Source organism: Eubacterium sp. 1001713B170207_170306_E7 (assembly GCF_015547515.1).
In the GTDB taxonomy this organism is placed as follows: domain Bacteria; phylum Bacillota; class Clostridia; order Eubacteriales; family Eubacteriaceae; genus Eubacterium.
On sequence record NZ_JADMVE010000004.1, the window covers coordinates 464918 to 477727 of the forward strand.

The 12810-nt window shown below is 35.8% G+C and carries 10 protein-coding genes and 2 tRNA genes; 3 read left to right on the plus strand and 9 right to left on the minus strand.

Annotated elements, in window-relative coordinates; genetic code table 11:
- Positions 1-237 precede the first annotated feature (237 nt).
- Positions 238-1611 carry a hypothetical protein gene (locus I2B62_RS12750; RefSeq protein ID WP_195269446.1) on the minus strand — a complete coding sequence of 458 codons (1374 nt, stop codon included), beginning with the start codon at positions 1609-1611 and terminating at the stop codon, positions 238-240.
- A gap of 224 nt (positions 1612-1835) precedes the next feature.
- On the opposite strand from I2B62_RS12750, the gene I2B62_RS12755 reads away from it, so the two are divergent.
- The gene (locus I2B62_RS12755) at positions 1836-2171 is read left to right on the plus strand and encodes a helix-turn-helix transcriptional regulator (protein WP_195269447.1); all 336 of its coding nucleotides are present in this window, start codon (positions 1836-1838) and stop codon (positions 2169-2171) included.
- A 31-nt stretch (positions 2172-2202) separates the two neighbouring features.
- On the opposite strand, the gene I2B62_RS12760 is transcribed toward I2B62_RS12755, so the two are convergent.
- Positions 2203-2784 carry a recombinase family protein gene (locus I2B62_RS12760; RefSeq protein WP_195269448.1) on the minus strand — a complete coding sequence of 194 codons (582 nt, stop codon included), beginning with the start codon at positions 2782-2784 and terminating at the stop codon, positions 2203-2205.
- Positions 2785-3013: 229 nt separating this feature from the next.
- Here I2B62_RS12760 and I2B62_RS12765 point away from each other — a divergent pair, with 229 nt between their 5' ends.
- On the plus strand, positions 3014-4480 hold the full coding sequence (locus I2B62_RS12765) for a DEAD/DEAH box helicase family protein (RefSeq protein WP_195269449.1): 1467 nt from the start codon (positions 3014-3016) through the stop codon (positions 4478-4480).
- Positions 4481-5335: 855 nt separating this feature from the next.
- On the opposite strand, the gene I2B62_RS12770 is transcribed toward I2B62_RS12765, so the two are convergent.
- The 5 genes from I2B62_RS12770 to fdhF all read right to left on the minus strand — a co-directional run bounded on the left by I2B62_RS12770 (position 5336) and on the right by fdhF (position 11838).
- Positions 5336-6295, minus strand: a complete 960-nt coding sequence (locus tag I2B62_RS12770; protein WP_195269450.1) for a hypothetical protein — start codon at positions 6293-6295, stop codon at positions 5336-5338.
- Between the two features lie 166 nt (positions 6296-6461).
- Positions 6462-7424 carry a tyrosine-type recombinase/integrase gene (locus I2B62_RS12775; RefSeq protein WP_195269451.1) on the minus strand — a complete coding sequence of 321 codons (963 nt, stop codon included), beginning with the start codon at positions 7422-7424 and terminating at the stop codon, positions 6462-6464.
- A gap of 290 nt (positions 7425-7714) precedes the next feature.
- Complete coding sequence (locus tag I2B62_RS12780; RefSeq protein WP_195269452.1) at positions 7715-8482, minus strand: formate dehydrogenase accessory sulfurtransferase FdhD; 768 nt, start codon at positions 8480-8482, stop codon at positions 7715-7717.
- Positions 8421-9086, minus strand: a complete 666-nt coding sequence (locus I2B62_RS12785; protein ID WP_195269453.1) for a molybdenum cofactor guanylyltransferase — start codon at positions 9084-9086, stop codon at positions 8421-8423. The genes I2B62_RS12780 and I2B62_RS12785 overlap by 62 nt, the downstream gene beginning before the upstream one ends.
- A gap of 64 nt (positions 9087-9150) precedes the next feature.
- Positions 9151-11838 (minus strand): formate dehydrogenase subunit alpha, encoded by a 2688-nt coding sequence (gene fdhF, locus I2B62_RS12790; protein ID WP_195269454.1) that lies wholly within the window; start codon positions 11836-11838, stop codon positions 9151-9153.
- A gap of 291 nt (positions 11839-12129) precedes the next feature.
- Here fdhF and I2B62_RS12795 point away from each other — a divergent pair, with 291 nt between their 5' ends.
- Positions 12130-12399 carry a hypothetical protein gene (locus tag I2B62_RS12795; RefSeq protein WP_195269455.1) on the plus strand — a complete coding sequence of 90 codons (270 nt, stop codon included), beginning with the start codon at positions 12130-12132 and terminating at the stop codon, positions 12397-12399.
- Positions 12400-12516: 117 nt separating this feature from the next.
- Here the strand turns inward: I2B62_RS12795 and I2B62_RS12800 are convergent.
- Positions 12517-12601, minus strand: a tRNA-Tyr gene (locus tag I2B62_RS12800).
- Between the two features lie 10 nt (positions 12602-12611).
- Positions 12612-12687: transfer RNA gene (locus tag I2B62_RS12805), tRNA-Thr, on the minus strand.
- Positions 12688-12810: the final 123 nt, after the last annotated feature.

The window sequence follows — 12810 nt, forward strand, 5'->3', positions numbered from 1 at the left end:
CTCTTACAAATCCCATCAATGTCACGCCGTGTCTTCTGGCAATAATTGAACACATAAAATATCTTTTTTAAATGTTATCCATATTAGATTTTTGGCAATCTACAATACTAGACCATATAATACATTATTATCCCTATCCCGTCAAGTTTTATTCTCTACACTTTTATCCCCAAAAATCTTAACAATAAAAAAATCTGGATTTTTAATTCCAGACTTTTTTTATTATACTATTTGGGCTTAATGTTGTTTTCTTTTTAATAAAATTCCAGTTCCAAATAAGATAAGCAATACGCCTGTAACAATCAATACATTAAAATAATTATCGATAAACTCAATGCCTGTATTAGGATTGAAATTTTTATTTTCTGTTGCTATAGAATTGCTTTTTTCTGTATCACTTGTATGGTTATCATTAGGCGCTGGCGGATTAAATTCTTCGTCTTTTCCACCATTATCAGTATTTCCGCCTTCTTCATCAGGTTTTGATTCATTCTCTACTGTAAAAATATAATCTGAACAACTGTCCTGTTTTACTATAACGTTTCCCAGTTCGTCAACCACCAAATTTTCTGTAACTAATTCTATTTCTTGTGTCTCAGGATTATACCTGTAATAGTCAACAACTTTTCCAGCATAATCACTGCCAATATTCAATGTAATTTCAGCCATTGCTGGTAACTTTCCATGATGATTAAAATGAATTGTTGAAGCAATTTTTTCATTGTCTTTAATTAAAGAATCTGTGTCTGGAATATAGGAAGCATCGCCTATCACAATACCAAAATCATATTTAACATTTGGCGCTACCTCTTCAAGTGTTCCTTTTTCAAATTTAAACTGATAGTTTTCTCCTTGTAAAATAATATCGCTATTTCTTTGCGCCAAATAATTCAATCTTTCAGAATCCAACACTGTGTTATCTTTAATATTTTCAATAACAACTGGATTTTCCCCTTCACCCAGTGTTTTAACACTAATTTGTTCTGAGCGATAAATCTCACCATCCATTTCAATTTGACCAACAAAATAATATGTTGTTCCAGATTTCAAATTATCAGAAACAAATCCCGTGTAATTAATATCTCCTCGATATGCTCTCGCCTCTTCACCAGTATTTGATTCAGTAATTGGTGCTTCACTATAAAATAATTTGTTTGAATAATTTGTTTCAAAATTCATTCCTATATTAATTTGACTTTCTGTTATTCTTTCAGAATAAATTTGAATATCTAAATTCTCTCCATAAGTTGTAAAACTTGTATTTTCTGAACGGTATATCTTCCCATCGATATTAACTTCTCCAACAATATAATATGTTGTTTCTGGTTTTAATCCACTAATCGGGGTTAAAATATTTTTAATACACTCACCTGGGTTGTCCTCTGAAAGTGGTGATGTACTGATATAAACATATGCATTCTCTACACTTTCCCCAGAATTTTTTAAACTTACATTAACACGAGCAGACGTTTTTTGAATTGCAAAAACTGAAATACCAATTTGATAATCTTCTTCCACTACGCCTTGGCTTTCATTGGCCATAACCGGCGCAATCAAACTAATCATTATCAACGAAATAATTAATACTGACAATAAACTTTTCTTTTTCATGCTTTCTCCCACTTCTTAATATTTTAATTTTATGTATATAAATTATACACTAATTATTAATTAACTTATTTTCTAATACTCCTTTCCTTTCTAATCAAATTTATAAATCTATATTAGCATAATCTCACTAAAAAAACAACGTTTGAGTTAAATATTAAACTATAACATTGTAGTCATTCAAGAATTAAACGGATATATTCAATCATGAAAGGAAGATTATATAGATGAAAAATATAAATTATAAAGATATTGGTAACCGTATCAAAAAACAAAGGAAAAAACTAAAAATAACTCAAGAACAAATGAGTGCTGATATTAATATTACTATTCCTTTCCTTTCAAAAATCGAAAACGGTAAGACCAATTTTTCATTAGATATCCTTGCTGAGATTGCGGATTACTTAAAAATTGATGTATCTTATATTCTCTCTGGTGCAATTTCAACCACACCCAATTATTTATTACCTCAACTTACCGAAGAATATGTAAAAATGACACCTTCCCAGAAAGAACTATTATTAGATATTGCTAAATCTATCAACAAAAACAATTTAAATTAATTTTTAACTAATATTTATATATTTAAAATTCCTATTTTTTTCTAGCGCTGTTTTCTATTTCAAATAGTTTTACTTTTCTATAAAAAGTCGGCTTGCTTAATTCTAATTCTATCATGGCTTCAACGGCTTTTATCTTTCCTGCTTTCCATCTGTCATAAACCTCTTTGAATTTTTCTTTATCCACTTGAATTGGCTTACGCCCTTTATACTTTCCTTCTGACTTAGCAATCGCAATCCCTTCTCTTTGGCGCTCCAAAGTACACTCTCTTTCAAACTGCGCCAATCCTGCAAAAATAGTCAGCATTAAACGCCCTTGAGGTGTTGACGTGTCTATCTTCTCTTTCTGGCTGATAAAATTCACATCTTTCTCTGCCAAAGTATCAATAAGATTTAAGAGGTCTTTTGTCGAGCGTGCTAATCGTGAGTAACTTTCTACAACAACGGTATCTCCCGCTCTTACAAATTCCAGCATTCTTTTTAATTCTGGACGTTGTGTATTTTTTCCGCTGAGTTTATCAATAAATACCTTCTCTACTTCCAAATCCGCCATTATCTTTTCCTGACGTGATGTATTCTGTTCTGTAGTACTTACCCTTACATATCCTACCTTCATACTTTCAACCATCCTCTAAATTAATACATTCATTATAAATCTTTTCTACTATAGTTTCAATAGAATATATTTTTATTTTGATACGTTTCTTATTTAAAAATACATGTATATGATACTATTTTAGCGTTGTTTTAATCGTATCAATAAGGTATACTCTAACAAGACGCTCAGTATCTAAAAAAGCGCCAATATGCTATAATAGACTAAAATAATAAAGATGGAGTAACAAATGTGTAGGATAAAAATAATTGACACCCATCCCGGCGGTGGCAAAACCAGCGCCATTATTCGATATATTAATGAAGAATTAGAGGATGAAAAGCATATCCTTTACGTCACCCCCTTACTTACCGAATGTAACCGTATTATAAATGCTTGTTCAAACCGAAAGTTTAAACAGCCGAGTTATGCGCACGGAAAGGGTTCTAAAAGTGAAGATTTAAAAAATCTGCTAGAAAACAAAGAAAATATCGTCTGTTCTCATGCTTTATTTCAAAATATGACAGACCAAATCGCTGAACTTATTAAAAATGGGAACTACATTTTAATCATGGACGAAGTCATGAACGCTATTGAAATGTTCGACCTCTATCCAGATAATACAACTTTAACAACATATGAAAAGAGTCAAATAGGAAAAGAAGATGTTAACACGCTTATTGAAATGCGTTATTGTTACTATAATGAAACCACTGGCCTACTTCAACGCCACCTTGATTTACCAGACAGCGCCAAACCTCAAAAATATGCTTATGAATTATCCCAATATAAAACCTTGGAATATGCGATTGACCATGAATTAGTATACTTCCCTCAAAAAAAATATCTTGTGTGGATGTTTCCCATTGAATTCTTTAGTGATAAATATTTTAGCGAGATTTTTCTTTTGACATACCAATTTAATGCGCAAATTCAGCGCTACTATTTTGATGTACATCAAATTGAATATGACTACTACACTGTAGTAAAAACAGATAATCAATATATGATTGTTCATCTTGATAGTACGGATGAAACGGATATTCTTTGGCGTCAAGAAATGCAAGAACTTATTACCATTGATGATTATCCTAAACATAATGCAATTGGAAATGCTGATTCAATGGTCTATGACGAGATTGACAATCCTAAAATACCACTTAGCAAAAACTGGTTCAACAAAAGTAATGAAGCCATGTTAAAAAAACTGGCGGATAATACACAAGGTTTTTGGCGAAAATACGGAGCAAAACAAAAAAATAAAATGTGGACAACTTTTAAGGATTATGCCGCTAAAGTGAAAAACCTACATGAAACGCCATCACGATTTGGAAGTATCCCTGATTCTAAAAAAGAGATACCTATCAAGAAAATTAACTTTGTTTCTCTGAATACACGAGCAACAAATGATTTTAGTGACCGAACGTATTTGGCCTATCTTGTTAATCGCTTTACTCATCCATATATCAAACATTTTTTTAATTCTTATGATATAGAATTTGACCAAGATGCTTATGCGCTATCAGAAATGATTCAATGGATATGGCGAAGCGCCATCCGCAACAATGAACCAATTTATATTTATATTCCTTCCTTGCGTATGCGAACACTTTTTAGGAATTGGCTCTACTGTAATAATCCTCCTGATGAAAAGTTGGCTTATGAAAGTTATAAAAAGAAAACAAGAAATATTTATATTTGCAATGAAGATGAATAAAAATGTACAATTATAATCAACAAAAGCCATGTTTTTGTACAAATTACAAAATTTATTATTAGTTTTTATTAGAAAATACTAGGTTTTTATTTTTGTGTCTTTAAAGAAATATAATATATTTTGAACATAAAAAGCAATGTAATTTAATATTTCTTTAGTTTATCTCTCACAAACACTTGATTGGAAGGATGAAACATTTGGATGTTCCCTCTCGCTTACGGAGGGATATACTTATCTATCTCTATATCAATATTAGGCCATTTTATGGCCTTTTTTGTCTTAAAAATATAACTATATCATTCATATCTCTACCTTATAGTCGATATGATAGTTTATAATTATGCGTTGATTTTAGATATACTTTTCTTATTATAACCATTTCAGATAATATTATGCTTTTGTTACTAAAAGATATTTTGTGCTCTTATCATACATAAAAACATCTCGCTACCTTTAAGTTTTAAACGTACGGACACATTATCGCCAATATTGTAATGTGGGGGGCGTTTTCAAATCTGACTTTCACTTCATTTGTCTATTGGCGCTATGCTCTTTTATTCCAGAAAACCAAAAATTTATTAATCTTTAATTTATCTATTGGTGCTATACATTTCTATTTCACTAATATCATCTATTCTATAATATTCCTTTTATGTAAGATTTACCCTTATTTCTGCCGTCAACTTTGTCAAGTATTTATTACATAAAACATCAATTTATTTCATAAAATAATCATAATAAAAAGAGAAAAACCTGATAAGTAAAAAAAAATTAAACCCGGTAGACTAATTTTCCGGGTTATTTCATATTTATATTTTTAATTTGTTTAAAAATATTATCTTAAAATTGAAAATACTATACTTTTTTACATGTTTTATCATATGTTACTTGATATGTATTAGTGTACGTACGTGCTACTGATACAATTTGATATTGGCTTTCTAATTTTTGAAATTGAGACAAAGATTGACATATTGTTCTCTGAAATTCTTTTTCTTTATTAAATCCGTAGTTCCAAGGAATACTTACTTCTTCCCCTTTTTTATCACAGAATTTTAAATTAAGATAGTATTGGTCGTCTGTATGTAGTTTCGCTTCTATCTTTGCATTTAGATTTTTTTTCAATTTTATATTTTCAAAATCTATTGCCTTTTTCGTTTCCATAAGAGTAATTAACTCTGGATATCCTAATCTTTTCAACCAAGATATATTTATTTCTTTGAAAGATGGATTATAAAAACCTTTATAAGTAGAATCAAGACAAAGTATCGTCATCTTTTCTTCTTCAGTAAAGACATCTAAACAAATATTATAACAACTCAATATCATTAGAAATGTAGAACCAGCATATTTTTGAGTATATTTTGGATTATTAAATACCATAAGATTTGGATTCAATGCGTCTTCATTTCTAATTGCCATGCTATGATTAGACATACAAAATTCACATGTCATTTCAGCATCTACAAATACTCTCGTTCTACTTTTATCAAATATTGGATTAATATATAAATTTTTAAAATCATAAAACCCACTTACTGGTATAGGGCCAGTATTCATTGTTGGCGCTTTCTCAATTCGCATTCCTGAATACAAGCCTTGCAATAACATACAAGAATAGGCACTATCCATATCATCTGTCAAAATTAAACTACAGTACTCTTCTCCTATTCTTTTATACCATTTAGGTATTTCCCTTTCCAATTCTACACTCATTACATCTTCTTCTTTATTCATTGTACCTTTTAGAATACTTTCATCTTCTAATTGTACATCATCTAAATTTTCAATTATTTTTTTAATTATCTTTTCCATTAGAACCTCTCTTTAATCTTGTTTGTATAACTTAATATGTTTATATTTTATTCTTATAAACAAAATATTACAAATATTTTGTTCGATTTATTTTTTAATAATTTCACTCTAGGTCAACAAAAAGGAACTATAAAGTCATATCCTGACGTTTTCTTTATAAATTACACTATTTTCTCATTTTATTTCCTATTTTTGAACAATTTACATTGTATTGCTTCTGAGGATTGTATAAATCCACAACATTTTTCACATCTAATTCTAACATCTTGACATAGTTTAATGTTGTTTCTATATTGCTATGTTGTAATCTCTTCATTAAGGTAAAAACATCAACTCCCGCCAGAATACTATTTTTGGCAAAAGTGTGTCTAAATAAATGAACACTTGTCTTAGTGACACCTCTTTTTAGATTATAATTTTTTATATGGTCTTGAGCCGTTTTAATGGCTAATTTTTGTCCTTTATTAGTACATAGAAGATAATCATTTGTGTTTCCCCCTCTGAACACTAAATATTCTTTAATTATGTCTCCCAATTCTTTATTAAAATACGTTTTAAATGCTTTTTTATTTTTGGTGCAATTTATATCGAAACTATTTTCCTCAAAACTAATATCTTCTATTTTGATGTTTAAAATACTCCCGATTCTCAACCCTGTGGAAATTGCGATATTTTCAATTATCCATGTTTTGTATTCCCCAAAAGTACATTGCTCTAAATTTGGTTTTTTCAATAGTTTTTCAAGTTCTGTTTCTGTATATATCTTCTTTATTTTTGTTTGATATTTAGGAACTTTACATGAGAATTCCTTTATATATTTGTTTGTAAAACAGTATTTTAAAAAGCATCGAATTGTAAGACAGTAACTGTTAACGGTGGCGTCACTGATGCCTGTATTCCTTAATGTGTTAATAAAATAATTGTAATCATCTTTTGTAATTAGATTTATTTCTATTTTTTCTTTATCGAGCATTATTCGTTCAAATCTGCCAAGATGAAACTTGTATGTCTTTAAGGTTGCTGGTGAACACCCTTCTGCCTGTTTTTCGTTAAAAAACTGATTTACAATCTCGCTGAAACTTCTTTTTGTTATTTCTTTTACCGTATTATTTGTTGGTGCATCTTTCATACATAAACCTCCTAAAATAAAAAAACATATTAGATTTTGTAAATTTCAACTAAAAATCTAATATGTTAAATACATTTAAAAAGTTTATTTAAGTTGTTTTTGGGAGAAGAATCGTAATTTCCTTGAAATCAACTCCTAAGTCTAGCGCGTCTGCCAATTCCGCCACATCCGCACAATGCAGCGTTACTCAGACGAGCAAAGCATCTGTATGTAACGTGCTCAATTATAATAACAAATGACGCCATCCGTGTCAAGATTTTTTTAACCTTTTCCTCCCCGAATTTTTACATTCAGGCATACAGGTTCAGTCGTTTCCCTCTTACAAATCCCATCAATGTCACGCCGTGTCTTCTGGCCAGCTGAACGCTTCCATTTGTAGGGGCAGAGATGGATAAAACGCAGCGTATGCCATTCTGGATAATCCAGGTCATTACCTCACTTGGAACTCTGCCAGTGGTTAACAGCATCTTGTTTTCAGGCGCAATCCGGTGCAGCAGGATTCCCCCAAACAGCTTATTATAAGTATTGTAGCGGCTGACATCATCATAAAACAGCACGGGCTCGCCCTTTTCATAGAGTCCAATGCTGTGCACTCCACCGGTTTTTACAAAAAGCTCCGATTTCCTGCTGAAGCTCTCCATCATCTCAAAAAGCCCCTGCTGTGTCAAACCGTATCGTTTCAATACTGCTTGAAAATCCGCATCAAGAGCATCGGTCTGTTCTGCTTCATTTCTTGAAAGAATACTCTCCTCAGACAATTCAAAAAAATCTTTTAATTTAGCTGTCCTCTCGTGGCTGTCGATGGAGACAATCGCCCCTGTCCGGGAGGTGCTTCGCTCCACCTCTACTCTGTATATCTGCCGAATATCTTTTATAAGCCTCTTCAGATAAAAAAAACCGATTCCCAGCTCTTTCAAATCCTGAGGTGTGCTCATCAATGCGATCATTTTCTGGCCATTCAGGTAGAGCGTAACCGGATACTCCTCGACCATTGGGTCAAAAACCCTTTTGGCGCCTTCTGGAGTGATCCTTACAATTTCTTCCAATTTCACTGACATCGCTGACTCCTTTTAAATGCTTTGTTAAATCTCCAGGGGTGTTTAAATTGCAGAAAAGGCTCCAATCCGGCGTGTAAATCCGTGCTTCCTTCTCTGCTATGTAATAAATATTTTCCCGGCTTAAATAATGAAAAACACTCTTTCTTCCGCTTTTCAGAAATTCCTCTGCCGAGGGCAGTAAGTCTCTTGAATAAAAGGCGTTAAAAGGCTCTATCCATTCCTTATAGCGTGTAACACAGCCCTTTTTCTCAGGATTTTCCTCCAGGAGCGCCATCATATGGCGTATGAACGCCAGGTCATAATTGGGCATATCGCAGGCCGTGACGTAAACACAGCTTGACTGGCTGTACAGCAGAGCCGTGTAAATTCCAGTTAAGGAAGCCGAAACATCCAGAGCATCCGGATATACGCCCGTAATGCCATGGATTTTATTAATTTCATCCTTTTTGCAGCCGACAATGATTATTTCGTCAAACAAAACGGCCAGCTGGTCTACAATGGACTGCAGCAGCGCCTCACCTGAAATAACCAGGTTTTTTTTATCCTTTCCCATTCTGGTGCTCTTTCCCCCAGCCAGGATTGCGGCGGTCTTATACTTTTTCATTGTCTTTCTCCCAGAATATGAAAACACTCCCTCCACCACCAAACATGATGAAGGGAGCACCTCTTTATTTTGCTTCTTCCAAAAAGACCTTGCAAACCTTAAATGGCGGAATCTTGGCAATGGGGTCAACCTTGCCGCCGGTCAGACAGTTGGCGCCCTTATCACCATAATGGAATGGCATAAACAGCGTATTTTCCTGAATTCCGTTATTATAAACAGCCTTTGCGGTTACAGAACCTCTCGGGGAAGTTACCTGAATAAACTGTCCCTCCTCAAACCCATTTTCTTCAGCTGTTTTTGGATTAATCTCAAAGAAAGGATCTCCGACGATCTGTTGGATTCCAGCCGTCCGTTTGGTCATTGTACGGGTATGATAGTGCTGCAGAATACGTCCGGTCATCAAAATCATCGGATAGGCCTCATCCGGCTGATCCTCCGGCGCGATGTAGTGCGCAACATTGAACATCCCTTTCCCACGCGTGAACTGGCCTTTGTGCAGGAACTTTGTTCCCTCCGACTCTTTATTCGGGCAAGGCCACTGAATACGGTCGCCACGCTCCAGACGCTCATGTGAGACACCGGCGTAGCTCGGGGTGACAGAGGCGATCTCATCCATAATTTCAGCCGAGCTGTTAAAATCGAATCCCTTAGCCCCCATACGTTCGGCAAGCTCACAGATAATCCGCCAGTCCTCTTTGGCGACACCAGGTGCTTTCACCGCTTTGCGAAGCAGCTGTATCCGGCGTTCGGTGTTGGTAAACGTGCCGTCCTTTTCGGCATAAACCATTGCCGGCAGAACAACATCCGCGTATTCAGACGTTTCGGTAAGGAAAATATCCTGGAGCACGATAAAGTTTGCCTTTTTAAAGGCTTCCTTCACGTGGTTTGTGTTCGGGTCCGAAACCAGTGGATTTTCACCCATGATATACAGGAACTTCACAATATTTTTATCGACATCATCCACAATTTCTGTAATCGTATGGCCGGCATTTGTCGGCAGTTCTGTTCCCCAGGCCTGTTCAAATTTTGCGAGTACGTCTGGATTATTCGTCTTCTGATAACCGGTGAAATCTCCTGGCAAAGCGCCCATATCACAGGCTCCCTGGACATTATTCTGACCGCGAAGCGGATTGACGCCGCAGCCTTCACGGCCGATTTTGCCTGTCATCATGGCCAGGTTCGCTGTGCTCATAACCCCATCGGTACCGGTAGCATGCTGGGTTACACCCATCGAGTAGAAAATGCCGCCTTTATCCCTGGTCGCGTATAAACGTGCTGCCTTACGCATTTCATCAGGGTCCACGCCGCATATTTCAGCACACTCTTCCACCGTTATGGTATTCAAATATTCTTCAAACGCATCAAAATTTTCGGTTCGTTCATTAATAAAATCACGGTCCTCCAGATGCTCGTCCAGAATTGCTTTCATCAGGCCATTAAACAAGGCAACATTGGTACCAGGCCTGATCTGGAGGTAGACATCGGCATATTTTGCCAGCTCAATTTTACGCGGCTCTGCTACGATCAGCGCAGCGCCCTTCTGCACACGCTGCTTAATCTTTGCGCCGATGACCGGATGCGTCTCGGTGGTGTTTGACCCGCTGACGAGAATAACATCCATCACGTCGACCTCCTCGATGCTGTTGGTCATCGCCCCACTCCCGAAGGACTTGGCCAGTCCCGCAACAGTGGACGCATGGCAAAGACGGGCACAGTGATCGACATTGTTAGTCTTACCGACTGAACGAATGAATTTCTGGAATAAATAGTTCTCTTCATTTGTACACCGGGCAGAAGAAAATCCGGCTACAGCCTGCGGGCCTTCTGCGACGGCTTCCTTCAACTTCTGTGTGATCAAGTCATAGGCTTCATCCCAAGTCGCTTCCTCCAGAACGCCGTTTTTGCGAATAAGCGGTGTCTTCAGGCGATCCTCACTGGATACAAAGTCATGGGCAAAACGACCCTTTACACAGAGAAGATTATTATTAACATTGCCCGGAACACTCATAACATCTGTTATTTTGTTGTCCCGAACCTTTAATTTCAAGGTACAGCCCACCCCACAATAAGGACATATGGTTTCCACTGTTTCTGTATACGGCAGAGGCATAAACTTTTTAGGCGCCAGCGCTCCCGTAGGACACTCGGCAATACAGTTTCCACAGTTTACGCAATTCGACTTCTTATCACCGCGCAGCATATCAAAAACAGGATTAATATTGGTTTCATAACCGCGGTCGCATTTAGCCAAAACATGGTTGCACTGAAGGTGCTCACAGACCTTGACACAACGATTACATAAAATACATTTATTGGGATCGTAGGTATAAAAAGGACTTGAATCGTCAACCGGTCGTCCTTTTTCCAGCGATTGACCAAAGCTTTTCACTTCATCATACTCGATGCAATTACCATTGAGCTCAACAAATTTGCAGGTGCCAAATTTATAACAGGTAAAGCAGTCAAAGGTATGATCCGAAAAAAGCATCTTTAAAACAAAGCGCCGTGCTTTGCGGACAACCGCATTGTTCGTATAGACGACCATCCCTTCGCCTACCGGTGTCGAACAAGCTGTTTCCAGTCTTCTGGCTCCTACTACTTCAACAAGGCACATCCTGCAGCTTCCTTCAGGATCAAAGCCTTTAAAATAGCACAAAGTCGGAATATCAATCCCAACTTCCTTAGCGGCGTTGAGGATTGTTGTGCCCTCAGGAACGCACACTTTCTGATTGTCAATTGTCAAATTTACCATTTCTAACATCTCCTAATATAATCTACCAAAATCACATTGTAATCCTTATTATAGTATCTCATTTTTCGCAATTTTGTCAATCACCCGAAAGGAAATTTACCTGTATTTCACGCATTTTGTTATTTATTGAAATCTTAGGGTATAATTTCATATAAAGATAAAGCAGAGGCTTTATTTAAGCCGCCTATTTTGATTAGTAGTAAATTTTTGACATCTTGTGGACAAGACGTCAAACTTGTCGTATAATCAAAATAGGTCACGTAATCGATGAAAGGATTAAAGGTGGTTACTATGTTAAATGATATTTCAAAAACCTTGCTGAAAAAGATGGAAGCTGCGAATTATTCAGATGATGGCATTGCTACCGTTTCATTAGAAGAATTTACCAATGTTGATGAAGCGAAAGCAGCTGTTTTGGAAATCGAAAAATTACCCGAGTATTCTGAACACAAATTAGACCTGAACGAAGGAACAATGATTCTTACTGTTTACAACCCAAAAGAGGATATTAACGGCTTTGTCACAAGACATCCAAACCGGACAGCCTGTGGCGGTAGATAATGATATTATAACTTCTGGCCTCTCTGAATAAGAGAGGCCATTTTATATTCAACCCGTATTGTCACGATACGGGTTATTTTTTGCAATAAAAAAAAGATCCTGCGATCGTGTGTATAGTGGTGGGGAGAGATGGATTCGAACCATCGTAGACTCCGTCAACGGATTTACAGTCCGCCCCCTTTAGCCACTCGGGCATCTCCCCAAAATAAAAATGGAGCTGATGATAGGACTTGAACCTACAACCTGCTGATTACAAATCAGCTGCTCTGCCAATTGAGCCACATCAGCTTACAATGATTCCATATTTGATTCCATTAATTTAAAAATAAATAAAAAAATGGTGACCCATGGGCGACTTGAACGCCCGACACCCTGATTAAAAGTCAGATGCTCTACCAACTGAGCTAATGG